Raw genomic sequence first — 25,864 nt, forward strand, 5'->3', positions numbered from 1 at the left:
CGACCTGCCCCGCGCCTCACTTCTTGCAGGGGAACGTCACCTGCTCGCCGCGGGCGCTCTTGCCCTGGTCCGGCAGGTGGAGCGTGACGTACCCCGTGACCGCCTTCGCCTTCCTGGGCGCGGGCACGTCCACGACCAGGAACGCGACCTGGGTGGAGGCGCCCGCGCCGAAGACGAGCGTTCCCGGGGAGACCCGGGCGCGGCCGGTGTTCACGGTCCAGTGGTAGCGGACCGTGCCCGGACCGGTCGCGGTGACCTTCCCGTCGAACGCCATGGCCACGGGGGTGCCGTCACAGGTGATGGTCTCCCCCGACTTCAGCAGGGTGACCACCTCGACCTTGGTGACCTTCACCGCGGCTGCGACGGCCGGTGCCGCGTGGGCGGGCGCGAGGGCCACCGAGGAGGCGAGGAGCGGGGCCGCGAGGAGCATGAGGTGTCGACGCCGCATCGTGCTGCCCTCCGGACGAGGAAAGCCCCCGATCTCCGTCCCAGGATATCGGCGGGGGCGGCCCCCGGCACGGGGGAACCGCCCCGTCCGGGCCGCCCCGTCCGCGCCCGTCAGTCCGGGCGGGGACCGATCACGGCGGTGCCGTCGTGGACCGTGATCGCCTGCGCCGGGCACATGTCCGCCGCCTCCAGGACCCGTTCCCGCGCCGCGACCCGCTCCTCGCGCGGCCGGGCGCGTTCCTCCTCCAGCGTGAAGACCTCGGGGGCCGTGCCCGCACAGATGCCCGAGCCCATGCACAGTCCCGCGTCGACCCGTACGGTCCACGTCACGCCGCTCACCACCCGATCGGCATGACGCGCGGCCCGCGCACCAGCATCTCGGTCTTCCACGTCACGTCCCCCACGAGCTTCAGCCCGGGGAAGCGCGCCAGCAGGGCCCCCAACGCCTCCTGGAGTTCCATGCGCGCCAACGGCGCCCCCAGGCAGTGGTGGACCCCGTGGCCGAAACCCAGGTGCTGGTTCGCCGGGCGGCGGATGTCGAGGGCGCCGGGACCGGTGAAGCGCAGGCCGTCGCGGTTGGCGGCGCCGATCGCGACGAGCAGCGGTTCCCCGGCCCGCACCCGGGTGCCGCCGACCTCGATGTCCTCGGTCGCGTAGCGGGCCTGGCTCGCGGCGCTGCCCAACGGCACGAAGCGGAGCAGTTCCTCCACCGCCTGGTTGATCAGGGCCGGCTCCTCGCGCAACAGCGCGAGCTGCTCCGGGTGGTCCAGCAGGGTGAGGACGAAGTTGGGGATCTGGGAGGCCGTGGTCTCGTGTCCGGCCACCAGGACCGCCACGCACAGGTCGACGAGCTCCAGCTCGGAGAGCCGGTCGCCGTCGGCCTCCCGGGCCTCGATGAGCGCCGTCATCAGGTCGTCCCGCGGCTCCCGGCGGTGCAGCTCGATCAGCCCGGCCATGTAGGCGCGCAGCTCCGCCTGGTTGGCCTCGAACTCCTCGGCCGTGAGCGAGCTGGTCGACAGCGCCGCGTCGCTCCACACCCGAAACCGCGGCCGGTCCTCGACGGGCACGCCCAGCAGACGGCAGATGACGGCCACGGGGATCGGCAGCGCGAAGCGGTCGACGAGGTCGACCGGCGGGCCGGCCGCCTCCAGCTCGTCGAGCAGTTCCGCGGTGAGCGCGCGCACCTGCGGGCGCAGCTTCTCGACCTGCCGGACGGTGAACGCCCTGGCCACCAGCGACCGCAGCCGGGTGTGGTCGGGCGGGTCCATGCCCAGGATGCCGCTGTCGACCTGCCCCTCGGACTGCCGGGGCTCGTCGTGCTCGGCGGCCGCCGCCCGACTGAAGCGCACGTCGCCGAGCACGAGGCGGGCGTCCTCGTACCGGGTGACGAGCCAGGCGTCCTCGCCGTACGGCATCCGGACGCGCAACAGGCCGGGTCGGTCGCGGACGCGCTCGTACTCCTCGGCGAGCCGCAGCCCCTCGGCGGTGTTGAAGGGGTAGGCGGTGGGGGTGGTGCCGGTGGTCGTCACTTCTGCCTCCCTGGTTGTAAGCAGCTGCTTACAACCTAGGAGCGGCCACCGGGACGGTCAACGACGCTTTACGGCCGTTATCCTGACGGGCCCTCCGAGAGGACCAGCAGCGTGGACGAATCCCCCCGAGCGCGCCCCGCGGAACGCCCCCGCAACGCAGCCGCCACCCGGCAACGGCTGCTCGACGCCGCCGGCGAGCTGTTCGCCGAGCGGGGCTACGAGCGCTCCACGGTCAGGGCGATAGCCGAGCGGGCCGGTGTCAACCAGGCGCTCCTGTTCCGCTACTTCGGCTCCAAGGACGGGCTGTTGACCGAGGTCGTGGCCCGGGGCAGCCTGGAGCAGCTGCACGCGACCGCGCCCGAGGAACTCTTCGAGACCGCCCTGCGTTCGATGCTCACGCGCAGCGCCCCGGGGGCCGACCGCTCCCTGGAGGTGTACCTGCGTTCCGTCGGCCGGGGGGACGAGGCGACGGGCACCCTGCGCGAGTTGGGCGGGGAATACCAGAAGGCACTGGCCGGCCTGACCTCCGCGCGGGACGGCGCCCTGCGCGCGGATCTGGCCATGGCCTGGCTGCTCGGAATCGGCCTGATGCGGACGGTCGCCGCCCGCGAACCACTGGCCAGCGCCGACCCGGAGGCGGTGTGCCGGCTCGTACTGACCACCCTGGACCGCTTCTGGACCCTGCCCGACCCTCCTCCACTGCCGGACGACGACCCCCACGGCGGCGGGACGGCTTAGGTGTGTTGTTCGGGAGGAGCGGGTTGAGGTGGAAGCGTTCGACCTTTGGGGCGGCTGATGAAGAGATGGTCCACTTGCTTGGGGCGTCCCTGCCCTTACCCGGTCTGTGGGATGAGCCGGTCGGGCGCATCGAGCCAGGCTCGGTGTTCACCGCCGGCGGTGATGGTCATGCCGAATCGCTCGGGGCTGGGCTCACCGGAGAGGTTCCACCACCGGTACGCGGCCTCCACCTCGCTCCACAGGCGTCGGGGCCCGTACTCCCACACCGTGAACCGGTCCTCGCTGCGGCCGTCCCAGTCGACGGCCGCCCACGTGGTGGCGTCGGTGGTCGCGAGCCACAGCCGGGAGGCGACGCCTTCCACGTCGGGGTTGTCGTGCCAGGTCCACCACACGTCGCCGAGCTGGAGCCCGATCGCGAACTGTGCGGCCCAGTCGTCTCCCGCGACCGCCCACGGGGACAGGGCCGCGGACGACTGCAAGGGGACCTGGTCATCGCGGACCACGTCCCGGTAGATCCTCAGGTCCGTGCGCTGCCCGCGCATGAGCATGAACGCCGAGTGTGGGGAGAACGAGCCGGAAGCGGCACCGTGGCCGTCGACGGTGAGCCGCAGCAGGCCGTAGCAGAACCACGGCGACTCCCACGGAGCCAAGATCACCCCGCCCGGCTTGGTCTGGGCGATCCACGCCGGCGGGATCGAGCGCACCGAGCACGTCGCGAGGATCCGGTCGTACGGTCCGCCGGCCTGGTGACCGTTGGCTCCGTCACCGCAGATCGTTCGAGGCTCCAGCCCGATGTCCTTCAATCGGATCGCCGCCCGCGCCGCCAGCACCTGGTCCACCTCGATCGTGGTGACGTGCTCGGGGCCGATTCGGTGGGTGAGCAGGCCGGCGTTCCATCCGGTGCCGGTCCCGATCTCCAGCACGTTGTGCCCCGGAGCTACGTCCAGCATGTCGAGCATGCGGAAGACGATCGACGGCGCGGACGCCGAGCAGGACGCCCACCGCTCACCCGGATCGCCCCCTTGACCGTCGTTGACCTGGGTGACCACGGAGCCGTCCGCGTAGGCATGGCGCAGCCAGGCCTCCGGCGCGTCCCGGCGCGAGCACGCCTCCAGGTCGTCCCCGACCCACACCGTGTCCGGCAGGAACAGATGCCGGGGTACGGCCCAATAAGCCGCCTCCCACGCCGGGGCAGGCGGAGCCCCGAGGTCCTCGGCTACCGAGTCGAGCAGGCCACGCATGGCGGCCCGCTCCTCTGCTCTGAGCTGGATCACCGCGCGCCTACTTCGGCTTGTGCTTCGGCTCGGGCTGGGGCTGCTTGGTGTCCGTGGACGGCTTCGACGTCCCGGGATCCTTGTTTCCCGCGTGCTTGCCTTCGCCGCCGCTGCCGCCCTTGCCAGTACCCCAACCCATCTGAGACCTCCCGTGCTCGGTGCGCTCTCGTTGACGAACGTGCAGGTGCGCCCTCGCTTCCGCGGAAGCCGCACCACGGCGGACGAGGGCGGAGACAGCATCCAGAGGCGGCGCAGGTGGGGGCAAGAAACTTGCACCGGCTTGCGCGCGGTCATTCAAGGGCGTCGATGGCGTTGGAGATCAGCGCCCGTGCCGGGCTCCCGTAGACGGCCATCCGGGATAGCTCCGCGAAGATCCGCGCGTACACCTTGACCTCGCTGGGCTGTGTGAGGGTGATCTGTGCCGTCGACAGCTCGATGACGACCTGTTCGTCATCAAAAATCCAAAAGCCTTCGCTCGGCCACATCGCCCGCTGGGCGTTCAAGGGGATGACGCCCAACCTGACGTGCTGGCGCACCGACACGGTCATCAGGTGGGCCAGCTGGTCGGCCATGGTGGTGGTGTCCCCGAAGCGGGCCCGCAGCGCCGACTCCTCCAACACGAAGACGAAGTGCCGGCCCGCATCGCGCATCACCTCCCGCTTACGGGTCGTCCGCAGCTCGGCGGCCTGATCGGCGTCATCGGGAATGCCGTAGAAGCCGACGATGCGACCCATGAGGGCCCGTGCGTAGGCGGGTGTCTGCACGAGCCCGGGGATCACCCCGGGCTCGTAGACACGGAAGAGCCTGGTCCTGTCGTACAACGGCACGTGCGCCTCTTGGACGGGGGTGAGCCCGTTCTCGGTGAGGCGCCGCCACTCGACGAACATCTCGTCGATGCCCGCCGCCGTGGCGAACAGGTCCTGGAACAGGGCCGGGTCCCCGGACAGCGAGGCGTACTGGTGCAGGTCCTCTTCGCTGGGGGAGGTCACGCCGTTCTTGAGGCGGGAGACCTTCGACTCACTCCAGCCGGCACGGGCCCCGAAGGCCCGTGCCGTCCCGAAGCCCGCCCTGCGCCTGATCTCACGCAGCCGCGCCCCGAGGGTCTTCCTGGCCTCCTCGATGGCCGCGTGGGGTGACGACGCCACAGTGCCTTCTCGTTCAGGTGGGCTTGTAGTCCGCGTGGGGGACGGCCCGCTCCCACACGGCCTCGAAGGCGCTGGAACACAGCTGAAGGATCTTCGGGTCCGCGGTCAACTCCAGGTAGTCCGGCGCGGGCTCACCATCGCCGGCGTGGTGCAGGACGAGCACCGTCTCCTCGTCGAACACCCAGAAGTCGTTGCCCGGGAACGCGATGTCGGTCGCCTGCCGTCGGGGCAGCCAACGGATCTGTTCGCCGGCCGCCACGTTCGCGTCGGAGATGAAGTGCTCCCACCGGATGTAATCCGACTCCGGCACCGAGAACACCCGGGCCCGCCGCACGACCACACCCCGCTCGGTGGCCTCGCGCACCCACCTCAGCCACAGCTGGAACTCCGGATCCTCGGCGAGGAGATCCTCCCTCGACCCCTTCCTCCAGGCGTCGAGCGCAGGCTCGGCCATGTACCCGTCGCGCATCTCCAGATGCACCGCCGAGCGGCGAGCCGAACCGAGGAGCTGTTCAAACGTCGGAACGGACGACACGGTCCCCCTCCTCGAAGAACTGGACCATCCGGCGCGGGATCTCCACCACGCTCTCGTGCCCGGGCAGATCCAGCTGGTCCAGGCGCGCGTCGTCGGTGACGATCCACCCCTGAACCAGGTAGGTGTCCCGCTCCTCGTCGAGGTAGACGGTCGGACTGCCGCCCGACTTGCTCTCGGGGTCCTTGCCAAGCCTGCGCAGAGCCATGATGCCCTCCTTGCTCGGTACTGCCGGTCCACTCCGGTGAAATCCTTGCACCGAACTCACCGCCCACGCACGAAACTTGCACCTGCTTGCACCGCCCGACATCCGCTCGGAAAGCGGACACGGGAAGGCCCCGCCGTGCCGTGAGGAACAGCGGGGCCGAGACCGAGAACGGCCGCTACGCGGCTGTCGCGGCGGTCCCTGCACGATCCGGGTCCGCGGGGACGCCGGCCGCGACGGCCGTGGCTGCCGCGGCCAAGGCGTTCAGCACGTTGTGCCGCCCATGGACTTGCAGGTCGACCCGGCGCCGGGTGCTTCCGTGGACGAGGACGAAGGAGGGGCGGCCGTCGTCCTGGACGCCGACGTGTTCCCCCCGGACGTCGCAGCCCTCACCGAACCCGAAGGTGATCACGTTGGCGTCGGTCTCGCCCGCCATCGCGGCAACCAGCGGGTCGTCACCGTTGAGGACCGCCGTCCCGTGCACCGGCAGCGCCCGGATGATCTCCGCCTTGGCATCCGCGATGACCTCGCGGGAGCCGAACTCGCCGATGTGCGCCGAACCCACCCCGAGCACGGTCGAGATCGTGGGACACGCGATGTCGCACAGGCTGTCGATGTGGCCCAGGCCCCGAGCCCCCATCTCCAGCAACAGGTAACGGCTCTCCGCGTCGACCCGGGAGACGGTGACCGGGAAGCCGATCTCGTTGTTGAAGGACCGGACCGTCGCCACGGTGGGACCGTCCAGCCGGAGGATCGAGGTGAGCAGGTCCTTCGTGGAGGTCTTGCCCGCCGAACCGGTCACCCCGATCACCGTGCCGGTGTAGGCGATGGCGAGGCGCCGGGCGATCTGCGCCATGGCCGCCAGGACCTCGGGGACCACGAGGGTCGGCACGTCGTCCACGGGCCGCTCGGCCAGTACGGCCACCGCGCCGGCCGCGACGGCCTGCGCGGCGAAGTCGTGCCCGTCGACCGCGCGGCCCTTCAGGCAGCAGAACAGAGCCCCGGGCTCGACGTCCCGGGAGTCGAACGCGAACGGACCGGTGATCATCCGGCCGGGCTCGTCGGCCCCGACCAGGAGGCCGTGGGTGACGGTAGCGGCGTCCTGCAAGGAGAGGGGAATCATGATGCTCCTACGGTGCGGCCAGGACGACCCCGCGGCCTGCGTAGAACCGGCCGAGGTCGGCCCTGGGAACGTGATGGAACTGCTGCGAGTGCTCCGGGAACCCGGACGGGTTGTGAATCGAGATGTGGTCGAGGCCGGAGCCGACGGCGAGCACCAGGTGCCCGCTGCGGGCCGCCGGCTGAGGATCGAGGGTGCGGATGTTCTTGTGCACGGACAGCAGCACCAGCCGCCCGTGCGCGATCTCGGCGTCCACCTCCTCCACCGCCAGCTCCGGCCGGGCCTCGGCGACCAGACCCCACCGGGAGCGCACCCACGCGGCGAACGGGGCATAGATCAGCCCCTGAACCTGATCACCCGACCGGACGTACGCGCCGGCGGCCAAGGCTTCCCGCACCAACGGCACCGACGGGGGCACAGGCTGCCCGAAGTGGCCGAGCGCCATCCGCAGGCACGCCATGCCGCACATGCGGGGTGCCCAGAAGGCGTACTCCTGGGCCGACTCGGCGCCGGAGGACTCCCACCGTGGGTCAGTGGCCGCCGATCTGGTGCCCGAGACGAACTCGGGCACCAGATCGGCGGACTCCCACTGCGAGTAGTAAGGGACGTGGTGCACGGTTGTGATGGTCATGCACCCACTGTGCCGCCTACGACACCCGGCAGGGACGCCGGACAGGCCGGGGGCCGCCGTGGCCAGACCGGCGACGTACTTGGAAGCCGCCCGGCAGCACCGGGAAGGTGCACGGCCTACGCGGGCGGCGGCTTCAACGCGGCGGACACCAGCGCCGTCCACTGGGGCAGGTTGCCGTTCAGGTGCGAAGCGGAGGCGGCGGCCACACCGCTCTGCCGCCGTCGGCGGATGACAGGGACTTGTGCAACATCCGGCCCGACAAGTCGGTTGCGGTCCCAGGGACGGACCCAGAAGGGTCCTGGCGCGGCAGACCGGCTGAGCGGCGGCATGGCCACCCGGCCCCTTGGCCACGCAGCGGCCGAACTCGTCCGTCCACCGTGCCGCAGTGCCGGGAGGAACGAGCCAGTATCGGAACGGTCGATCGGGGTCGTCCACGACCGGGCCGCACCCCCGCTGCCAAATGTCCATCAGGGTGAGCGCCAAATCGGAGCGCCGCCCGCGAGGCGTAACCACCAACTCGAACGACAGAGGTCCGAGACGGAGCTCCACTTCACCGCTAGCCTCCTGGTGAAGCAACCGGCGGACAGCAGCGGCCAGCTCCCCGATATCAGGCGCCGGGGCACTCGGAGGAACGGCCAATACCTCGGCGGGCAGGGTCATGCCGTTGCCCACAGCCCGGACGAAGCCAGCCGGCACCAGGCAGTTCCGTCGTCCGACACACCCCAGTACCCTCGGTGCAGACGAGCGAGGTGATCTACGAGCAACAGCCCGCGCCTACCTTGCGCATCCGGCTCCACCATCGGGTACACGGGAACGTACGGGCCACCGCCGGCCACCGCCACCGTGAACGTGTGAGGGCCGGCGATCAGCCGGACACGGATAACGCTCCCTGCGCCATACCGGAGTTCGCTCGTGTAGAACTCGCTCGCGATCAGCTCAGCGGCGTACACCACGTCCTCCTCAACACCCCAGCGGCGAAGGCAAGACGTCGTGAACCGTCGGATGCCCTGAAGGTGGCGTGCGTCCTCGTTGGTGAAGGAGCCGGGGCCAGCCGGCCGAGTACATCCGACCGCCGCCTCTGCTCCGTTGCGGAACGCTTCATCGCCGCGAACTTCCATACGTCGTGCTGCGGAGAACGGTAAGGACGGCAGGCAATCCGGCAGCGGGCAGTCGCCCAGACGGAGCACGGTCGGTGCGTCGGCGCCGAGTGGACGGCCTGCACTCTCCGGCGCGGAGCGCGCCACCTTGCGGAACGTGGTCATGGAACTTATCGCACCGTGCCACCGAGGAGCGGAACAGGGGAATTGAGAGGGGGAAAAGCTGTCAAGGGGGAACCTGGCGGGAGCCAACGGCCCATGATGGGGACACACCCACCAACAGAGGGCACACTCATGCCAGCAGACTTCGGCCACCTGCTCCTTCAGCTCCGACTGAAGGCCAGACGCACACAGGAACAGCAGGCGCACGCGATCAACGCGGTCTCCGGTCGGGCATCCGTCACGCGCCGTGAGATCAACCGCTACGAGCACGGCGAAAACATTCCGACCAACCACACCCTCGCGCACATCGCGGTCGCCTGCGGCTTACCTCCCGGCGAACTCCAACGGGAAGCAGCAGCAGCTCGTGCGCGACGCCGAAACCTGCGCCACCGCGAGGGGGAGGAGACCGAGGTGCTGAACCGGCGCAGGTTGATGGGCGGAGCCCTCGTCAGCGCCGCTGTGGCAACTGAGCCATGGGGACGCCTGGCCAACGCACTTGGTAAAGGCGCGAAGATCGATGAGCAATCCGCGGACGCGCTCAGCGGACGAGCGCGAGCCCTGCACATCAGCGAACACCATCTCACTGCCCATCAGCTACGCGGGCAGGTCGAGTCACACCTTGACGCCATCACCGCCGCTCTTCCCCGAGCCGGCCAACACGAGCGGGCCCTCACCATTGCCGCCGGCGAGACAGCAGCATTGGCGGGCTGGCTGGCGTGGGACCTGGGAGACCACCGGACAGCCCGCTCCTACTACAAGGTCACCACCGACTGCGCCGAAGTGGCAGGCCACCCCCCGCTACGGGCCCTCGCGCTCGGCTACGCCAGCTACGGGGCAGACAGGCCCAACCGCGCGGTCGAGCTGCTTGCAAAAGCCGCCGAGCATGTCCGAGGCCCTGGAAACGGAGCCGCCGCCGCCTGGATCCATGCCCGCCATGCGGAAGAGACCGCGAACGCCGGCGACGACACAGCCGCACTCCGCGCCCTCGACCGGGCGCTGACTGCCTACGACTTCGCCGACCACACCACCGAACAGGCATGGGTCCAGTTCATGACCCCCGCCCGGATGGACGCGCTCGTGCTCTCGGTATACGGCCGCCTCGGCCACCGGCAGCTCCCGCAAACGGCAGCCAGTACTGCGCAGCGCCTCGGACCGGACCTGTCCGACTCCGGGGTCGTCATCCTCGGCGACCTCGCCCACGCACTCCTACAGGGAGGCGACATCGGCCATGGCGTCCATGTGGCACACCAGTTCGCGGCAGCGGCTCAGACACGCCCCAACACCATGGGCCGGGCCCGAGCCGCCGCCGTCGCGGCTCGGCTGCCCAACTCGGAGCGAGACCTTGCGCACCACCTGCAAGGTCTCGCGGCCTGAGGGCCCCAGGCCCCGAACGTCGGAAGCGATGAAGCCGGAGCCGAACGTGCTAGCGCGGGGTGGTCTCCTCGACCACCCACCTCAGGTACGCCTCCGAACCACCTGTGACCGGCACGGTGACCCACTCGGGTACCTCATACGGGTGTTCCTGAGCCACCCACGCTTCCAGCTGGGGAAGCCGGTCCGCCGTGGTCTTGTACGAGAGCCGCCACTCCTGCGCCGTCTCGATCTTCCCCTGCCACCAATACGTGGCACTGAACGGCCCGTCGATGTGGCAGCAAGCCGCGAGCCGTGCTTCAACGGCCCCTTGCACCAGAGCCTGTGCCCGGGCCTCGTCGTCAATGGATGTCTGCGCGATCACGATCTCGGTCTCCACAAGGCCCCTCCTGGTCGGTCTACCCCGACCCTACCCAGCCGGCCGAGCGCGCAGCGGCCGGACCAGACGAGAGGGGGCCCGGCTGCCGCCGAACCCCCTCAGGATCCCTAGTCCATTGCTCGCACCGAACTGGACGGGTCGGACTCGGGCTCAACTGCAGCGCGCTCCGGCTCGTACAGCCAGCGCGGCAGCAGCCCCTGAACGACCGGAAGGGCCATCACCCGGGTAACTGCGCCGGCCAGGGCGACCGCGACACCAACCGCCGACCCGGGAAGACCCGAGGCGTCCACGATCAGCGGGAGACCCGCAGCCAGACCCAGAAAGGCCTGGAACACGGTGCGCGCCGTCCTAGGGTTCGCATCGGAGACTCGACTCACTTCGGCACCTCCAGCTCCTGGCCGGGCTGGATCGCGTACGGGCTGACGATGTTGTTCGCCTTCGCCAGCTCCTGCCACGAGACGCCCAGCGCCCGCCCTATGCCGGACAGGGTGTCGCCGCTACGCACCGTGTACTTGGTGCTGCCACCCGGCTTCCCGGCGAGCCGGCCGCCGATGCGCCGGCGCAGCCCGGACATGGTGAAGCCCTTCGGGTCGATCTTGCCGGGCTGCCACTACAGGTGGCCGGTAACGCTCGCAGAGCTCCACCGGTGCGCACGACAGATCGCCGCGGACACCTTCTCGATCGCCTCCAGCCGGGGACCCGGCCAGGGGTTCTCGCCATCGCCCAGGTTCTCGCACTCGAAGCCGTAGAAGTGGCGGTTCCCATCGGTGTCCGCCCGATCGTCCTCCGGGAGATCGGTCTCCGCGATCACCGCGTTCAGTACGCCCCGGGCTCCGCTGCCGGCGTGGTTGGCGCGACCGTTCCCGATGAGGTAAACGGTCCCGTTCTTGGCGATGACGCCATGACACAGCGGCCCCGGGAGCGACTCGTAGCCGTCCTCGCAGATGCTCACAGTCTCGGCCGTGCCGAAGGTGACCGTGTGGTGGATCATCACTCCGTGGACCGGCCCCCACGGGCCCTTGTGATTTCGACTGTGCGTGCGCCAGCCCGGTCGCTCGACGATGCGCACGCCTTCAGCGCGCAGCGCCGCCACGAGGGCATCAGCACTCAGCGGTGTAGCCATGTTCGGATCTCGGATTCTCCCCGCGCCCAAGACCAAAATGCAGGTGTGGAGCCGTCCGTCAGTGAGCCGTCCCCTGGGTGACCAGCCACAGCTGGAACACCATCAACAGGAGCGGAGCAACGAACGAGGAAAGCACCAGCCGACGGGTCGCCGCCGCCTGCGCCTGGTCCTCGCGGCGCTGCTGCTCGGCACGCTCGGCGACCTGGTCGTGCTCCCCACGCAGCCCTGCCAAGCCGGCCTCAACCGCGCCGATGCGCTGTTCGGTGGCCCGCTGGTCCGCACGGTAGACGTCCTGGGTGACCACGTGATCCAGCCGCGCGGCGAGATCGGCAAGATCACCTCGCAGGTCCTCGCGAAGCTGGGACACCGCACGGTGCAGTTCCCACAGCGTCGGCTTGGCGCTCGGCGGCACGGACACCGGTCGTCACTCCTGGAAGCCTCACGCCACAACTGATACTACGAGTGCGAAGCTGCGGGTTTTCGGGCATCGGACATCTGGTGACGAGGGCAACGACGGGTTCGGTACGTGACGGTCGCTTCATTTCCGGACAGGGCTACGGCAGCGGATCGCCCGGCACACCACTCGAACGGTCCGTCACCCCCCGTGCCCCGTCGCAATTGGCCAGTGGGAGCATCCTCGTTGGTCAGCATTTCCGCGTCTCAGCGCCGGGGACTGCCCGCCAGTAGAGTCGGTCCGAAGAGAGCGCGGATCTGGGGGACTCATGACGGCTGCGGATGCACCGCCCATCATCTTCGTACACGGGACGCGGTTCAGCGCGGGTCAATGGAGCCCACAGCTTGCCGCGCTTCAAGAGGACTTTCGGGTAGCCGCCGTCGACCTACCAGGCCACGGCGCTCGCTCTGCTCAACTCTGGAGTCTGAACGCGGCGACGGAGATCATCGCTTCTGCGGTGGACTCGCTCGACCATGGGCCCGCTCTGGTCGTCGGGCACTCGCTTGGCGGATACGCCTCGCTGGAGTTCGCACGGCGCTGCCCCGAGCAGCTGCGGGGGCTGGTTCTGGCGGGGGCCAGTGCCTCAACGTGCGGTCCGTGGGCAACACCGTATCGGTGGATTGCCGGGCTTGTCCCTCGTATACCGGCGGACCGGTTGACCCGCTGGAATGACAGGTTGCTGAGTCGGCTCTACTCTCCCGAGGTGGTGGAGGCCACCATCCGCTCTGGCTATGCCTTCCACACTCTGCCGGCGGCCTGGGGCGAAGTGCTGGGCCGCTTTGACGCGGATGCGATGCGTCATGTGGCAGCTCCCGTGCTCATCCTGAACGGCGAGAAGGACAGGGTCTTCCGGTCCGGCGAGATGGATTTCGCCCACGCGCATCCGCACGCCCGCATCGAATTGATCCCGCGGGCGAAACACCTCGCGAACTTCGACTATCCAGATGCCTTTACCGATGCCGTCCGCCGATTCGCCCTACAGCTACCCGCTCGCAGCTGAGCGCGCAGAGTGGGGCTCCCGCTCGCAGGGCCATCGCGAACGCTCCGGCCGACCACAGCCGCGCGGTCACCGGCCGGCTGCGGTGCTCAGTCAGAATCGCACCAGGGTAAACGGTGCCTGATGTGGCACAAGCGTTGCGAGCCGCAGAGGTGTCATCCGGTCAGGGCGGTGGTAGCCGCGAGCTATCGGCATCTGAGGGGTCTGAGAAGGCTGAGTCCCAGCTCGGGTGGGCGTGGTGGTGGCTTCTGGCATCAGACTTCTGAAGTGGTCGCCCGGCGACTGCGGGCCGATACTGGACGTGATCCCCTGGGTGTTCTCTGCTCCTGCTCGTTTGAAACCGGCAGGTCGGAGGTGAGCGATGGCCAGGAATGACGACCCGCAGCTGGCCCGCACCGGAGGTGTGGGGCGGCGCCTGCGGCGAAGGTGGCGAGGAATCGACTGGGGAAGATTTGGAACGCAATTCACGCTCCTGCTTGGCGCGATCGGCCTTCTGATTACCGGGGTTTCCACGTTCTTCGGGGTGGAAGTTTCAAGGGATCAGTTGAAGCAATCCGAAGAAAAGGCGGAGAGGGAGACAACACGCCAGGCGCGGCTACTGGGAGTCTGGGAGGACTGGGGCGACCCACCCGGTATGCAAAGCATCCACTTGATGAACAGGTCTCCTGACCCTGTATCCCAAGTGAGATTGATTGTCACCCTGAGTAACCCAGTGGAGTCGAAGAAGGTACTGTCTTACGCCTTGGTCCTTCCGAGTGTTCCTCCTTGCACGAAAGTCATCTGGATTGTGGAGCCCGTTGGCTTTAAGGGGCTTGAAAGAGTGCCTGCCGCAACCATGGATCGTTCCATATTGACTTTCCTCGGCGACAACGGTTCCTGGTGGGTGAAGGATCTCCAAGGGATTCGGATGGGGCTCGAATCGGCGCCGGAGCCCGATGCCCCTGCCGTGGTGAGCAAGCCCACGATGCGGTCGGTTCCGTTTTGTGGTGGTGCAAGCGGCGAAGGCTGACGCCCGAGGCGTGGTTGAGCGTCCACGGTTCGCGGGGGCAAGGGAAGAGGTAGGAGATTCAGCCCTGGCTCCGACACGCATGTCGTTCGGGCCAGCCGTCGATCACTTCACGTAGGTCACCTTCAGCTGGGGCGGGAACTGCTGCCCGACACCGTGCGCCCGGCCGTAGACGGAGCTGGAGGTATGGTTCGGTTCGAGAGCGAACCCTCGTGGCCGGACATCGCGGACCTGAGACGTCACGTCGATCCACTTGCCCTCATTGCGTCGCCAGCTGACCATCTGGGCTTGTCCGTCCGCGCTGAACGCCGCGGGCCGTGCCGCGTGGCCGTGGGTCCGATCGCGGCCTGTCCACCCGACGAGTCGTACCAGTGCTCGAAGTGCAGAAACAGCGCGCCCGAAGCGTCCTCCCAGCGGACATACAGGGTCGCGTTCTTTCCCACCCAGTCCCCGCTGACCTGGTAGTCGGTGCCCATCCACAGGCGCATGCCGGGCGTCGCGGCGAACGTCCCAAGGGTGTGGGTTCGGTCCGTCGACGTGGGCGCCGCGCAGTCGGCACGCAGGGCCTTGGGGGTGTCCTTGCCCGGGCTGATCACGCTCCAGCCGCCGTTTGCCGCGACGCGCTTCAGGGGTGGCTTCGCCCTCGAAGCTGGGGTCGGCCACCATGTTGCCGTCGATACCGAGGGCGATCTTGTCAGCGGAGATCGAGCCGGCCTTGATGTGGATGGCCTCGACGGCGCCCGCCGCGATGGCCGAAGCGGTCACCGAGTTCGCCGCCAGCTTCTCCGCAGTGATCGCCAAGGCGGCCACCTTGTCCGCGGTGATGGCCGCCGAGGAAGCTGCCGTCCACGATCAGTACCGTGTCGGCGGCCGCGGCGACGGGGCGTTCGTCGATCTGCCAGTCGCCGCCTGGGCCCAGCGGCGAGAGTACCGTTCGCGCGAACGCGGGAAACTCGTAGGCGTCCTGGTAGTAGCCGACCGCCGAGTCGCGGCCCCGGCGGTGACGGTGGGCGCGCGGGTGGTGGAACCCGTCCATGGACACGTGGATCGCGGGCCGGCCGCGATCGGCGACCGCGGACGCCAGCGCACGAGCCAAGGTCGATTTCCCCGCGGCGGTGATACCGTCCACGGCGACCCGAAGCGGGTGCCCGGGGTCCCGGTCCGCCAAGTGGTCGGCGATCCGGCCGATGCCCCGGTCGCGGACCGCCTGGCCCGAACGGTCATCAGGAGGCTACTGCCCCGGCCCGTTCCAGGAGCACTCCTCACGGCACCTCGGGCAGCGCAGAATCGCGTTGATGTGCGGTACCCGCGACAGCTTCCACACCTTCTTGCAGTTGTAGCCAGCGTGGTGCGCGGCGAATGCCAGACACGATTCGCAACGCATGACTTCCAGGTAGCCAAAGGTGTTGCCGTATGAACGCAACGAGTCCCTGACGCTCGGATAGATCTCTGTCAGGTGCCGGGGATAGTCGTGGTCGGACACTCGTAGCTTCCGCAGCCGCCCCTCATCACACGACGGACACGACTTCGCCATCGGGTACCCCTCCCAACGATGCGATCCAGCCAGTCGCCTACATACCCTCGGTGCTGGGTGTCGAACCCCGGCATCGCGTGCTGCGCGGACCGGTTCCTCTTCTGCCCGTTACCACGCTACCGACTGATCCTGAACACCACGGAGAGCAACTTCTACTCTGATGTTGAGGAGTTCCGTTGCCAACACCATGCCTGTTGTCTCGGGGTGTCGGTCGAGCGAGTACGCCTGCGGGAGAGCTGTCGTGTGCCAGCGAGCCAGGTCATCAGTTTGAACAGGGTTACTGCCTGTTGTGTTCCTGTAGGGCACCGTGCCTGGACGGGCTGACGTCATACGGTCGGGTGGCTGCCTGCTTGCGCCACATGGCGCGTTCGCAACGTCGTTGGCGGGCAGCTGTTCGTAGTTGCCTTCTTCGAGGACGCGTCCGCCACCCCGAGGACGGATGCGGTCGGCGGTGCGTGTGGAGCCGAGGCAGTGGGCGATGAGGATGACCGTTCGGCCTGCGGACAGCGGACGGTTCCGCTCGTGTTACCCGAGACCGCCCACTGTCTATCTCGCCGCTTCTTCATTCGGTCAGCAAAGTGACCAGAGAGAAACGGACTACCCCCGTCCGTCGTGCCCCGGGCGCGCCCCCGCCGGGGGCAGGGCGAGGCCCGTCGGGGTGTTGAGTCCGGTGAAGGAGAGCGTCACCTGTCCGCCGCCCGTCTCGCGTACGCGCACCACCCGGTTGTTGAACCCGTCGGCCACGTACAGGGCGCCGGCGCCGTCGAGCGCGAGGCCGAGCGGGGAACTCAGGCCGCCGATGGGCACGGTGCTCTGCGCACCGCCGACGGCGGCCACCCTCACCACCCGGTTGTTCCCGCTGTCGGAGACGTAGAGGTCACCCGCGGCGTTCAGGGCCAGCCCGGTCGGCTGGGAGAGGCCCGTGGTCGGCACGGTGCTCTGGCCGCTCCCGTCCAGGGCCACCCTGACGACCCGGTCGTTGACGAAGTCCGCGACGTACAGGTACCCGCCCGGGGCCCACGCCAGCCCCCAGGGGTGCAACAGTCCGCTGGTGGGCACCGTCGTCTGGCCCCCGCCGTTCGCGGCCACCTTCACGATCCGGTCGTTGAAGCTGTCCGCGACGTACAGGTTCCCGGCCGGGTCGACGGCGAGCCCCAGCGGACGCGACAGCCCGGTCGTCGGTACGTCGGACTGGCCCCCGCCGTCCGGTGCCAGGACCACCACCCGGTTGTTGCCGGTGTCGGAGACGTAGAGCCGGCCCGTGGCGTCCCAGGCCATGCCGGTCGGCCGCACCAGACCGTCGAGGGGGACGGTGACCTGTTCGTCGCCGTCCGCGGGCAGGGCCAGCACCCGGTTGTTTCCGTAGTCGGACACGTACAGGGGAGGGCCCGCGGGGGACCGTACGCCGCCGGCCTGCGCGGCGCCCGCCGTCGCCGCCGGCAGTACGCAGAGCAGCAGCAGGCCCGTCGCGGCGGCCAGCCTCCGCAGCCGGCGCCGGGCGGGCGGGCGGTCGCCGGCCCCCGGAGCGTCGATCGTCGTCCCCTCGGCCCTCTCGCCGACCGTCCTGCGTCCCACGACTCACCCACCTGTGTCCCGGCCGGCCGTACGCCGTCCCCCGACGACCCTAGGAAGGGCCGCCCGGACCCACGGGAGCCACGCCACCGGCGCCGCCGCCCGCCACCCCAATGCCGCCCGAGCGCGCGCCGCGGACCGAGGCGAGCGGTCGTCCGGTCCACCGCTGCACGGCGCGCCGCAGACCGCGGGGGTCGGCGTAGCCCGCGCGACGGGCGACGGAGTCCAGGGTCATGTCGGTGGTGGTGAGGAGGCGCAGGGTGTGCTCCCGGCGCAGCGCCTGGAGCTCCTGCGACCAGGTGGTGCCGTGTTCTTCGAGGCGGCGCTGGAGGGTGCGCGTGCTCAGCGACAGCTGCTGGGCCAGGGCGCGCAGGGTGGGGACCTCCGGGTCCGGGGCGGCGCGCAACGTGCTGCGGAAGACGTCGAGCCAGTCGTGCAGCGGGATGGCGTCGGTGAGGGACTGTTCGGCGTGCCGTCGTAAGAGGTCGGACAGGCCCGGCGCGTGTGGCTGGGGCGCGATGAGGTCGGCGGTGTCGAAGGTGATGGAGTTGACGGGGCCGGCGAACTCGATGGCGCGGGTGCCGAAGAGGTCCACGAGGGCGCGGTGGTCGCGGGGGGCCCGGGCCGCGAGCACGACACCGACCGGGACGACGGGGCGCCGGGCGGCCTCGCCGATGCGCTGCCGCATCAGGCCCAGCGCGTAGGCGCGTATCGCGGAGGCGACCTCGTCGCTCAGGTCGGCCGCGTTGACGTGGCTGATGGTGACGTGCCGTTCGGTCTGTTCGACGTGCATGACCTCGGTGCCGGCGTCGGCGACGGTGGCCAGGTAGCGGCAGGCGTCGTGGAGGCCTTCGAGGGGTGTCGGTGCCTGGGTGATGAGGTAGTCCCAGACGCCCAGGGCGCCCAGGGCGCTCTCCTCGGCCATCCGCAGGGAGACCTCGTGCCAGGGCACGTGGAGCGTCAGGAGCTCCCAGATGCGGATGTTGGTGGAGGCCGGCGGGCGGTAGCGGTCGTCCTCCAGGTACCGGGGGGACATGCCGAGCAGGCCGGCGTACTTGGCCGGGCTGACGCCGGCGCGCGAGGCGGCGCCCGCGTTGAGGCGGGTGAACGCGGCGGGCGTCGTGCCCGGCAGCAGCGGGACGTGCGCGGGCATCGGCGCCGGGGGGCCGTCGGGGTCGGGCTCGGCGGGCCCTTCGTGGCGCGCGGGACCCTGTCGGTGGCGCGTCAGGCCCTCAGCGGACGTCAAGAGTGGCTCTAGCGTCATATCCGTCCTCGTCGGGATGGTCGCGGAGTGTCGTGGCTCGCCGTTCGAGGTGGGGGGTCGGCAGGGAACCGGCGGCCGGATCACGGCCGCTGACGTTCGTTCGGTCGGTCGGTCCCGTGCTGTCGTCCGGGCCGGAGTGTCGGCGCACACCGGATCCACGCACCATCGGTCTCCGGGTCGAGCCGTGGTGTGCCGGTCACGATAGCCACCTTCACAAGTCGGGCGTGATCAGCGGCTGTTATCGGCCGCGATCTCCTCCATACATGGCGTGATAGGGGAGTTTGCATTGCGTTACACAGGAAGAAACGTTTCTCGGGGCGGGGGTGCGGCGCAGTACGCGCCGGCCGTTTCCGCACCGGCGTCCGCGTGCGCACCCGCATCCCGCGGCCCGGTCGGCGCAGACCTGCCGCTCCTCGCCGAGGTCCGCGCGTGACGCCCCCGTCGCTGTGGAGCAGGCGCAAGATCCTGGGCACCGTGGCCGGCGCCGCCGCGATCCCCGCCCTGCCCTCCGTCATCACCCTGAGCGCCGGTCCGGCCCTCGCCGCCGAGGGCGACCCGATCAACGGGCTCCCCGACACCGACCGGGGCAAGGCCGTATGGGCCTACAAGAGCGGCGGCCGGGCGGTCCGCGAGGCCGCCGCCGCCGCCCTCGTCGGCTCGCCGGCCGCGGTCTCCGCCTTCCTCACGGGCGAGCTGCCCCTCGCGAAGGCGGACGACAACCGGTTCGGCGTGCTCGCCGTCCTGCCCCTCGCCGACAAGTCGGTCCGCGAGAGCGCGAACGGCGCCCTGTCCGCCGGGGACGCGGCCATCGCCGCCTACCTGCGCGACGGCTACGGGCAGTCCCTCGACACGGACACGCGGGCGGCGGTCTTCACCGTCATGGACAACAGCGGGACCGCCGTCAAGCGGGAAGCCGCCAAGGCGCTGGAGTCGGGCACCCGTGCGGCCCTGCTCACCTTCCTCCAGGAGACCCAGCACACCGCGCAGCAGGAGGACGAGCGGGCCGAGGTCTTCGCGATCCTCACCACCGCCTCCCCCGAGGTCAAGAAGTACGCGGAGCGGGCCCTGAGCGACGGCTCGCCCGAGGCGATCCGTCAGTTCCTCGCCTCCGGCCAGCACATCGCCCGGGCCCGTGACGAAGAAGCCTCCACGGTCGACCAGTTGGTCAAGATCGTGGTCCGCGAGGGGCGTCGGGCCAAGCTCCAGACCGAGCAGGCCGTGGCCGCCTCGAACCGGGCCAAGGACGCCGCGGAGAAGGCGAAGGCCGCAGCCCTGAAGGCCGCCGAGGAGGCGAGGGCCGCACAGAACGACGTACGGCGCTCCGCCAAGGCGGCGAACAGCGCCGCGAGCGCCGCACAGGGCGCCGCGAGCGCCGCCCACACGGCGATCTCCGCGTCCCGCATCGCCCAGTCCGCCGCCGGCCGCGCCGGGCAGGCCGCCCAGGCAGCCGCAGGCGCCGCCGCCGCGGCGGGACGCGCCGCCTCCCTGGCCTACGGCGCCGCCATCGCCGCCTCGAAGGACGCCTCCAAGGCCTCGGCCGCGCGCCAGGCGGCCCAGGGCGCCCGGGACGCCGCCGGCCGGGCGCGTACCGCCGCGGCCGCCGCGGTCCACGCGGGCGACGCCGCGCGGCAGTCCTCCGCCGCCGGCGCCGCCGCCACCAGCGCCGCCCAGAACGCCGCGGCCGCCGCCAACGCCGCCGCCGACGCGGCCGCCTCCTCCGGCATCGCCGCGTCCCAGGCGGCCAAGGCGAGGGCCGCGGCGGCCGAGGCCGACGCCGCCGCCGCACGCGCGGCCCGGGCAGCGGCCCTCTCGCAGAGCCTGGCGAACAGGGCCGCCACCGCCGCCGGCGTGGCGCGCGACGCGGCCAACAGCGCCGCCGACCACGCGGAGAAGGCCGCAGCGGCGGCCGAGGACGCCGCGGCCAACGCGGGCAAGGCCATCGACTACGCCAAGCGTTCCACCGCCCACGCGGAGGCCGCCTTCACGGCCGCGAACGCGGCGGCCGACGCGGTCAAGGAGGCCCGGGGCGTCGAACAGGCGGCCCGGGACGCCGAGACCGCCCGCATCGCCGAGGACACCGCGATGGGGGTCGAGGAGGCCCGCCTGCGCGCCCGGGAGGAGACGGAGGAGCTCACCCGGGCGGAGAGGGAGCGCACCCAGGCCGACAGGGCCACCGCGGACGTCAAGGACCTCATCGCGACCGCCGGCGAGGCGCTGCGCGCGGGGGACCTGGGCGCGGCCGTCACCGCCGGCCGCAAGGCCGCCGTGGGGCTGCTCGACTCCCCGGGCACCTGGACCTCGGAAGCGGCGGAGTTCGCGCTCGCAGGCGACGAACACGACGTCGCCCGCTGGATCGACACCGACCGCCTCCTCGCCGAGCGACAGGACGACCGGGAGACCGTGCTCGTCATCGCCGGCACGGCCGGGTCGGAGGTCGCCGCGGCCGCCCACCGGGCGCTGGCGAGCGACGATCCGAACGCGGCGCGCGACTTCCTCACCCACGGGATCATCGAGGCCTCCGCCACCACGAACCGCGTCAAGGTCTTCGAGCTCCTGAACCAGAACCCGGGCAAGAGCGTCAAGGCCAAGGCCGAGGCGGCCCTGGCCGACGGGAGCGCCCTGGCCCTGCACCGCTTCCTCACCGTCGAACTGGTCGAAGCGGTGAAGGTCGACGACCAGGCCGAGGTCTTCGCCCTCCTCTCCTCCGGCGGCCCCTACACGAAGTCCGCCGCGCAGATCGTGCTGGAGGGCCCCGCCCGGATGCGGCGGAGCTTCGTCCTCCAGGGCAAGTACGACATCGCCCGCCTGGACCACGACCACGCCACCCACATCTCCGCGATCCGCGCCTCGATCGCCTACGCAGCGAAGGTCGCGGCCAAGGCCCTGGAGGACGCGGCGCTGGCCTCCAAGGTGGCGGCCGAAGCCCGTCAGGCCGCCGCCGACGCGAACAAGTGGAAGCTGAAGGCGCAGGACTACGCCGCGGACGCCGAGAACGCGGCCCGGGACGCGAGGACGAACGCGGACGCCGCCGACGCGTCGGCGGCCGCGGCGGCCAGGTCCGCGGCGAGCGCCAAGCAGGCGGCGTCCCTGGCCCGGGTCGCCTCCCGCTCCGCGAACTACTCGATGCGGCGGGCCGCGTCCTCGGCCCGGCAGGCGTCCTCCTCCGCGTCGAACGCCCAGTCGAGCGCCAGCGCGGCCAGTGCCTCCGCCCGGCGGGCCGGTCAGGACGCGCGGGCCGCCGCCGCGGCGGCCGGCGAGGCGCGGGCGATCGTCATCGCGAAGGCCAGGGCCGAGGCGGTGGCGGCGGCGCAGAAGGCGGCCGAGGAAGCCCGACGGTACGAGGCGAGCGGCACCCACCCCTCCCAGACCGCCGACAGCGACAAGCCCTGGTACGTGGAAGCGGGCCTGTGGCCGTCGGACACCGGCAGCGACAAGGACTGGGCGAAGGTCACCAAGCACTGGTCCACGATCGCCGGCACGGCCTCGCTCATCGCCACGGTCGGCGGATTCTTCCCGACGCCGGCCTCGCCCTTCCTGCTGACCACCGGGTTCGTGCTCGGCGGAGTCTCCGTGGCCCTCAAGGGCGTGAGCGCCTACTTCACCGGTCAGGCGTACGGCTGGGACAGCAGCGAGTTCCACACCTCGGTGGGCATGTTCGTGCTCGGCGGCATGTTCCTCGGCAAGGCCTCGTACCTGGAGAAATCGGGCCTCGCCCACACGGTCGGCGGGAAGGTCTCGGAAGTCGTCGGCGAGGGGGTGACCACGGTCATCGGCTGGCTGACGTGGTAGACCCCCTCGGCCTCATGGCCCCTCCCGCCCCTCGGTGTTCACGGCCGCCTCGACGGCCGACCCCCTCCGCACGAAAAGGAACAACGCAATGAAGCTCGTACGACGCGTCCTCGCGACCACCGCGGCGGCCGCGGCCTGCATCGCCGTCGCCGTCACCACGACGTACGCCAGTGAGGCCCCCGCCCCGAGCACGGCCGCCGCCGGCGTGAGCGCCGACCGCCCGCCGCACCCGGTGGAGGACTTCGCCTACCCGGACGCCGCGAGGATCCAGACCGAGCTCGGCATCGTCCTCAAGCGCGGCGACGGACACATCGTGCTCGCCGACTGCGCCTCCGCCACCGGCCTGATGGAGGTGTACTCCCGGACCAAGGGCAAGATCTGCTTCCGCGTCACCGGGAAGACCGGCCACCTCAGCGTGGAGATACCGGCGGTCTACGGGATGAAGGGCGACGCCACCCACGAGGCCGACGTGACGCTGACCGCCGAGGGCAGCCGGCAGAACGTGACCGTGGCCGCCAACGAGTGGAAGGGCGTCGGCGAGGCCGCCGACCCCGAGCGCCGCGACCACGTCCTCGTCGAGATCTCCGTCTCCTAGCGCGTCCTGACCGGCGGCGGGCGGGCGGGGCCCACCCGCCGCCGCACCCGCCACCCCGCCTGACGCCGTGCCCGAGCGTCGCACCCGACGCCGTACCCGACCGTCGTTCCGCCCGCCGTGCCGCGCGGCCGGAACACCCCGCATCGACTCCCATGGAGAACGTCTTGTCACACGCACGCACCCGCAGAGCCTGGATCGGCGCCACCGCCGTCGCCACCACCCTGGCCGCGGGCATGATGGCCTCGCCCGCGCAGGCCCTCCAGGGCGCCCCGGCCGACGCGGCCGCGTACGCCCACACCGCGAGCATCGTCATCGGGAACTCCGAGCGCGCCTGCACGGGCACCCTCGTCGCCCCCCGCTGGGTCCTCTCCGCCGCGAGCTGTTTCGCCGACGCGTCGGGCACCGTGCAGCCCGGCAAGCCCAAGACCGCCACCAAGGTCGTCGTGGGCCGCGCGGACCTGACCCAGACGACCGCCGGAGCCACCCGCTCCGCGATCCAGCTCGTCCCGCACGCCGACCGGGACCTGGTCATGGTGAAGCTGGACACCGGCATCGCCCAGGTGAAGCCGGCCGTCCTCGCCGCCACCCCCGCGACCGCCGACGAGGCCGTCCAGGCCGCCGGCTTCGGCCGCACCAAGACCACCTGGGTACCCGACCGGCTGCACACCGCGCCCTTCACCGCGGTCGGCGACACCTCGGCCGACCTGACCCTGACGGCCTCCGGCGACGGCGTCCTGTGCCAGGGCGACGCGGGCGGCCCCGTACTGCGCCAGAAGGACGGCAAGCAGGAACTCCTCGCCGTCACCAGCGCGTCCTGGCAGGGCGGATGCCTCGGCACTCCGGCGACGGAGACCCGCACCGGGGCCGTCGCGACCCGCGTGGACGACGTACGCGCCTGGGTCGAGAGCACCTCCTCCGCCGTACCCGGCGACCTGAACGGCGACAACAAGCCCGACCTCGTCGCCGTCGACGACGCCGGCAAGCTGCTCCTCTACCCCGGTACGGGCACCGGCGCCCTCGGCGCGCCCGTCGTCATCGGCAGCGGCGGCTGGTCGGGCGCCTCCGTCAGCCACCGCGGCGACTGGAACGGCGACGGCATGGAGGACGTCGTCGCGCGGGTCGGCGGCGAGCTGCGGGTCTACCCCAACCTCGGCAACGGCACCATCGGCGCGCCGATCAAGATGGCCACCCTGCCCACCACCGCCCGGATCCTCTCCGTCGGCGACACCAACCGCAACGGGAAGCCCGACCTGCTCGTCACCCACTCCGACAAGCTCTACATCCACCACGGCGCCGTCGGCACCGCCCCGGCCATCGCCACCCCGATCCTCATCGGCACGGGCGGCTGGGACGTCATGGACCTCAGCGCGCCCGGCGACGCCGACCGCGACGGCACGATCGACCTCCTGGCCCGCGACACCCGCGACGGCATCCTGTACCACTACATGGGCCAGCCGGACGGGAAGACCTTCACCTCCCGCACCGAGTACGGCCGCGGGTACACGACCGCCTTCCGGCCGCTGATCGCCTCCGGCCCCGACGCCAACGGCGACGGCACCGCCGACATGTGGGCCACCGCCGGTGACGGCACCCTGAAGTTCTACAAGGGCGGCACCTCCATCCACGGCCCGATCGACGGCCCGAGCGTCCAGGTCGGCAGCGGAGGCTGGGGCGGCATCGCCTCCATCAGCTGACACCCGCCGGGACCGGGCCGGGCCGACCCCTCCGGCCCGGCCCGGTCCCGGCCCGGCCCGGTCCCGGCCCGCTCCCGGGCCGCATCCGATCCGGGCCCCCGGGTGGAAGACCGGGTGTCCCGTATGGTGCGAGCCTTGCCCGGAGCCGTGATGTCTGGATCGGTGGACCCCGTGACCGCGCGTGGGGCGAGGGCGTGGGTCGCCCTCGTCGCCTTCCTGCTGGCGGTCTACGCCGTGGCGGCGGTGGGCGCCCTCGCCTCCTCGGACGCCCCGGCGCTCTACGCGTCCCTGGACCGACCGGCCTGGGCCCCTCCCGCCTGGCTGTTCGGTCCGGTCTGGACCGTCCTGTACGGCTGCATCGGCGTCGCGGGCTGGCTGGTCTGGCGGCGTCGGGCCGCCCCGCACCGGGGCCGGGCGATCACGTGGTGGGTCGTGCAACTGGCCCTCAACCTCGCCTGGACCCCCCTGTTCTTCGGAATCGGCGCGTACGGCCTCGCCCTGGTCGAGATCGTCCTCCTGGCGGCCGCGATCTGCGTCACCGTCGCATGCTTCGCCAGGGTGTCCCGCGCCGCCGCCCTGCTGCTGGTGCCCTACCTGGGCTGGGTCTGCTTCGCAGCGGCCCTCAACGCCGCGATCTGGAGGGCGAACGGCTGACGGCGGCGGGCGCGACCGGTCGCCGCCGCTGGTCGCCGCCTGTCCCGCGAAGACCGACCACCCCCCTCCGCTCACCCGTTCGAGCCCTGCGATACTCCCCGCGTGGAAACACCTACCGCACCGGACCTGATCCACCTGTCCTCACACGGCCAGAGCGTCAGCGTCACCCTGGCCGGACTCGAACCCGCCTACGCCCCGGACGACTACGCCGTCGACATCGTGATCGCGAGCAGCTTCGTCAACGCCCGCCTGTACGTGCTCATCACGCCCGATGATCTGGACCACTGGGCCGAAGCCCTGGACCGCATCGAGGCCCACGAGACGGACGGGGCCCCGGACGACACCGACGGCCCGTTGACCGTGGACTGGCCCCCGGCCAGCAACGACGGATACCTCCGCTTCATCGCGGAGGACCCGTACGTCGTGGAGGTCCGCGACGCGCCCCAGAGCGGGATCGTGGTCCGCGTACCCCTGGACCTGGGCCCCGAATGGATCACGGAGGCCCGGCAGAGGATCGCCGCCGTGCGGGAACTCCTCGGCGGCTGAGGCGGG

Annotated in this window: 27 protein-coding genes and 1 pseudogene; 9 read left to right on the forward strand and 19 right to left on the reverse strand. The window is 71.0% G+C overall.

Annotated elements, in window-relative coordinates; genetic code table 11:
* Positions 1 to 16: 16 nt before the first annotated feature.
* From AB0D01_RS05765 to AB0D01_RS05775, 3 genes are all read right to left on the reverse strand, one after another.
* The gene (locus AB0D01_RS05765) at positions 17 to 448 is read right to left on the reverse strand and encodes a hypothetical protein (RefSeq protein WP_363053768.1); all 432 of its coding nucleotides are present in this window, start codon (positions 446 to 448) and stop codon (positions 17 to 19) included.
* Between the two features lie 110 nt (positions 449 to 558).
* On the reverse strand, positions 559 to 777 hold the full coding sequence (locus AB0D01_RS05770; protein ID WP_363053769.1) for a ferredoxin: 219 nt from the start codon (positions 775 to 777) through the stop codon (positions 559 to 561).
* A gap of 5 nt (positions 778 to 782) precedes the next feature.
* Positions 783 to 1,976: a cytochrome P450 gene (locus AB0D01_RS05775; RefSeq protein WP_363053770.1), complete on the reverse strand. Its 1,194-nt coding sequence runs from the start codon at positions 1,974 to 1,976 to the stop codon at positions 783 to 785.
* 111 nt (positions 1,977 to 2,087) lie between these two features.
* Between AB0D01_RS05775 and AB0D01_RS05780 the strand changes: the two genes are divergently transcribed.
* Positions 2,088 to 2,714, forward strand: coding sequence for a TetR family transcriptional regulator (locus AB0D01_RS05780; RefSeq protein WP_363053771.1), 627 nt, complete (start codon positions 2,088 to 2,090; stop codon positions 2,712 to 2,714).
* Positions 2,715 to 2,809: 95 nt separating this feature from the next.
* On the opposite strand, the gene AB0D01_RS05785 is transcribed toward AB0D01_RS05780, so the two are convergent.
* The 8 genes from AB0D01_RS05785 to AB0D01_RS05820 all read right to left on the reverse strand — a co-directional run bounded on the left by AB0D01_RS05785 (position 2,810) and on the right by AB0D01_RS05820 (position 8,883).
* Complete coding sequence (locus AB0D01_RS05785) at positions 2,810 to 3,988, reverse strand: methyltransferase domain-containing protein (RefSeq protein ID WP_363053772.1); 1,179 nt, start codon at positions 3,986 to 3,988, stop codon at positions 2,810 to 2,812.
* A 7-nt stretch (positions 3,989 to 3,995) separates the two neighbouring features.
* Entirely contained in the window at positions 3,996 to 4,127 is a 132-nt protein-coding gene (locus tag AB0D01_RS05790; RefSeq protein ID WP_363053773.1) for a hypothetical protein, read from the reverse strand.
* A 151-nt stretch (positions 4,128 to 4,278) separates the two neighbouring features.
* The gene (locus AB0D01_RS05795) at positions 4,279 to 5,133 is read right to left on the reverse strand and encodes a helix-turn-helix transcriptional regulator (protein WP_363053774.1); all 855 of its coding nucleotides are present in this window, start codon (positions 5,131 to 5,133) and stop codon (positions 4,279 to 4,281) included.
* Positions 5,134 to 5,146: 13 nt separating this feature from the next.
* Positions 5,147 to 5,668: a DUF6879 family protein gene (locus AB0D01_RS05800; protein WP_363053775.1), complete on the reverse strand. Its 522-nt coding sequence runs from the start codon at positions 5,666 to 5,668 to the stop codon at positions 5,147 to 5,149.
* Positions 5,646 to 5,873, reverse strand: a complete 228-nt coding sequence (locus AB0D01_RS05805; protein ID WP_363053776.1) for a hypothetical protein — start codon at positions 5,871 to 5,873, stop codon at positions 5,646 to 5,648. The genes AB0D01_RS05800 and AB0D01_RS05805 overlap by 23 nt, the downstream gene beginning before the upstream one ends.
* Before the next feature lie 175 nt (positions 5,874 to 6,048).
* On the reverse strand, positions 6,049 to 6,993 hold the full coding sequence (murF, locus tag AB0D01_RS05810) for a UDP-N-acetylmuramoyl-tripeptide--D-alanyl-D-alanine ligase (protein WP_363053777.1): 945 nt from the start codon (positions 6,991 to 6,993) through the stop codon (positions 6,049 to 6,051).
* Positions 6,994 to 7,000: 7 nt separating this feature from the next.
* Complete coding sequence (locus AB0D01_RS05815; protein ID WP_363053778.1) at positions 7,001 to 7,621, reverse strand: C39 family peptidase; 621 nt, start codon at positions 7,619 to 7,621, stop codon at positions 7,001 to 7,003.
* 656 nt (positions 7,622 to 8,277) lie between these two features.
* Positions 8,278 to 8,883 (reverse strand): ATP-binding protein, encoded by a 606-nt coding sequence (locus AB0D01_RS05820; protein WP_363053779.1) that lies wholly within the window; start codon positions 8,881 to 8,883, stop codon positions 8,278 to 8,280.
* 129 nt (positions 8,884 to 9,012) lie between these two features.
* On the opposite strand from AB0D01_RS05820, the gene AB0D01_RS05825 reads away from it, so the two are divergent.
* Positions 9,013 to 10,254, forward strand: coding sequence for a helix-turn-helix transcriptional regulator (locus AB0D01_RS05825; protein ID WP_363053780.1), 1,242 nt, complete (start codon positions 9,013 to 9,015; stop codon positions 10,252 to 10,254).
* A gap of 49 nt (positions 10,255 to 10,303) precedes the next feature.
* Here AB0D01_RS05825 and cutA read toward each other — a convergent pair whose 3' ends face one another.
* From cutA to AB0D01_RS05845, 4 genes and pseudogenes are all read right to left on the reverse strand, one after another.
* Positions 10,304 to 10,630, reverse strand: a complete 327-nt coding sequence (gene cutA / locus AB0D01_RS05830; RefSeq protein ID WP_363053781.1) for a divalent-cation tolerance protein CutA — start codon at positions 10,628 to 10,630, stop codon at positions 10,304 to 10,306.
* A 107-nt stretch (positions 10,631 to 10,737) separates the two neighbouring features.
* A complete protein-coding gene (locus tag AB0D01_RS05835) occupies positions 10,738 to 11,007 on the reverse strand; it encodes a hypothetical protein (RefSeq protein ID WP_363053782.1) in 270 nt (89 codons plus the stop codon).
* Positions 11,004 to 11,753 (reverse strand): annotated as a pseudogene (locus AB0D01_RS05840) (N-acetylmuramoyl-L-alanine amidase). Before AB0D01_RS05840 ends, AB0D01_RS05835 begins: the two are co-directional and overlap by 4 nt.
* 58 nt (positions 11,754 to 11,811) lie before the next feature.
* Positions 11,812 to 12,171, reverse strand: coding sequence for a hypothetical protein (locus AB0D01_RS05845; protein ID WP_363053783.1), 360 nt, complete (start codon positions 12,169 to 12,171; stop codon positions 11,812 to 11,814).
* A gap of 304 nt (positions 12,172 to 12,475) precedes the next feature.
* Between AB0D01_RS05845 and AB0D01_RS05850 the strand changes: the two genes are divergently transcribed.
* Positions 12,476 to 13,207 (forward strand): alpha/beta hydrolase, encoded by a 732-nt coding sequence (locus AB0D01_RS05850; protein ID WP_363053784.1) that lies wholly within the window; start codon positions 12,476 to 12,478, stop codon positions 13,205 to 13,207.
* Positions 13,208 to 13,565: 358 nt separating this feature from the next.
* The gene (locus AB0D01_RS05855; RefSeq protein ID WP_363053785.1) at positions 13,566 to 14,213 is read left to right on the forward strand and encodes a hypothetical protein; all 648 of its coding nucleotides are present in this window, start codon (positions 13,566 to 13,568) and stop codon (positions 14,211 to 14,213) included.
* Positions 14,214 to 14,315: 102 nt separating this feature from the next.
* Here AB0D01_RS05855 and AB0D01_RS05860 read toward each other — a convergent pair whose 3' ends face one another.
* From AB0D01_RS05860 to AB0D01_RS05875, 4 genes are all read right to left on the reverse strand, one after another.
* The gene (locus tag AB0D01_RS05860; protein WP_363053786.1) at positions 14,316 to 15,011 is read right to left on the reverse strand and encodes a hypothetical protein; all 696 of its coding nucleotides are present in this window, start codon (positions 15,009 to 15,011) and stop codon (positions 14,316 to 14,318) included.
* On the reverse strand, positions 14,905 to 15,339 hold the full coding sequence (locus tag AB0D01_RS05865) for a hypothetical protein (protein WP_363053787.1): 435 nt from the start codon (positions 15,337 to 15,339) through the stop codon (positions 14,905 to 14,907). Before AB0D01_RS05865 ends, AB0D01_RS05860 begins: the two co-directional genes overlap by 107 nt.
* Positions 15,340 to 16,341: 1,002 nt before the next feature.
* Positions 16,342 to 17,319 (reverse strand): hypothetical protein, encoded by a 978-nt coding sequence (locus tag AB0D01_RS05870; RefSeq protein ID WP_363053788.1) that lies wholly within the window; start codon positions 17,317 to 17,319, stop codon positions 16,342 to 16,344.
* A 49-nt stretch (positions 17,320 to 17,368) separates the two neighbouring features.
* A complete protein-coding gene (locus AB0D01_RS05875; RefSeq protein WP_363053789.1) occupies positions 17,369 to 18,562 on the reverse strand; it encodes an AraC family transcriptional regulator ligand-binding domain-containing protein in 1,194 nt (397 codons plus the stop codon).
* A gap of 447 nt (positions 18,563 to 19,009) precedes the next feature.
* Here AB0D01_RS05875 and AB0D01_RS05880 point away from each other — a divergent pair, with 447 nt between their 5' ends.
* The 5 genes from AB0D01_RS05880 to AB0D01_RS05900 all read left to right on the forward strand — a co-directional run bounded on the left by AB0D01_RS05880 (position 19,010) and on the right by AB0D01_RS05900 (position 25,858).
* A complete protein-coding gene (locus tag AB0D01_RS05880) occupies positions 19,010 to 22,369 on the forward strand; it encodes an ALF repeat-containing protein (protein ID WP_363053790.1) in 3,360 nt (1,119 codons plus the stop codon).
* An 88-nt stretch (positions 22,370 to 22,457) separates the two neighbouring features.
* Entirely contained in the window at positions 22,458 to 22,964 is a 507-nt protein-coding gene (locus tag AB0D01_RS05885; protein WP_363053791.1) for a hypothetical protein, read from the forward strand.
* Between the two features lie 164 nt (positions 22,965 to 23,128).
* Positions 23,129 to 24,658 carry an FG-GAP-like repeat-containing protein gene (locus AB0D01_RS05890; RefSeq protein WP_363053792.1) on the forward strand — a complete coding sequence of 510 codons (1,530 nt, stop codon included), beginning with the start codon at positions 23,129 to 23,131 and terminating at the stop codon, positions 24,656 to 24,658.
* Positions 24,659 to 24,808: 150 nt separating this feature from the next.
* Positions 24,809 to 25,312: a TspO/MBR family protein gene (locus AB0D01_RS05895; protein ID WP_363053793.1), complete on the forward strand. Its 504-nt coding sequence runs from the start codon at positions 24,809 to 24,811 to the stop codon at positions 25,310 to 25,312.
* A gap of 102 nt (positions 25,313 to 25,414) precedes the next feature.
* Positions 25,415 to 25,858 (forward strand): DUF5959 family protein, encoded by a 444-nt coding sequence (locus AB0D01_RS05900; RefSeq protein WP_363053794.1) that lies wholly within the window; start codon positions 25,415 to 25,417, stop codon positions 25,856 to 25,858.
* Positions 25,859 to 25,864: the final 6 nt, after the last annotated feature.

This window comes from Streptomyces sp. NPDC048606, assembly GCF_040650855.1.
In the GTDB taxonomy this organism is placed as follows: Bacteria; Actinomycetota; Actinomycetes; order Streptomycetales; family Streptomycetaceae; genus Streptomyces.

Excerpts from the sequence above, each read along its gene's own strand:
- AB0D01_RS05765 (WP_363053768.1), bottom strand. The coding sequence starts at position 448 with ATGCGGCGTCGACACCTCATGCTCCTCGCGGCCCCGCTCCTCGCCTCC.
- AB0D01_RS05790 (WP_363053773.1), bottom strand. The coding sequence starts at position 4,127 with ATGGGTTGGGGTACTGGCAAGGGCGGCAGCGGCGGCGAAGGCAAGCAC.
- AB0D01_RS05805 (WP_363053776.1), bottom strand. The coding sequence starts at position 5,873 with ATGGCTCTGCGCAGGCTTGGCAAGGACCCCGAGAGCAAGTCGGGCGGC.
- murF (WP_363053777.1), bottom strand. The coding sequence starts at position 6,993 with ATGATTCCCCTCTCCTTGCAGGACGCCGCTACCGTCACCCACGGCCTC.
- AB0D01_RS05815 (WP_363053778.1), bottom strand. The coding sequence starts at position 7,621 with ATGACCATCACAACCGTGCACCACGTCCCTTACTACTCGCAGTGGGAG.
- AB0D01_RS05820 (WP_363053779.1), bottom strand. The coding sequence starts at position 8,883 with ATGACCACGTTCCGCAAGGTGGCGCGCTCCGCGCCGGAGAGTGCAGGC.
- AB0D01_RS05825 (WP_363053780.1), top strand. The coding sequence starts at position 9,013 with ATGCCAGCAGACTTCGGCCACCTGCTCCTTCAGCTCCGACTGAAGGCC.
- AB0D01_RS05850 (WP_363053784.1), top strand. The coding sequence starts at position 12,476 with ATGACGGCTGCGGATGCACCGCCCATCATCTTCGTACACGGGACGCGG.
- AB0D01_RS05855 (WP_363053785.1), top strand. The coding sequence starts at position 13,566 with ATGGCCAGGAATGACGACCCGCAGCTGGCCCGCACCGGAGGTGTGGGG.
- AB0D01_RS05885 (WP_363053791.1), top strand. The coding sequence starts at position 22,458 with ATGAAGCTCGTACGACGCGTCCTCGCGACCACCGCGGCGGCCGCGGCC.
- AB0D01_RS05895 (WP_363053793.1), top strand. The coding sequence starts at position 24,809 with ATGTCTGGATCGGTGGACCCCGTGACCGCGCGTGGGGCGAGGGCGTGG.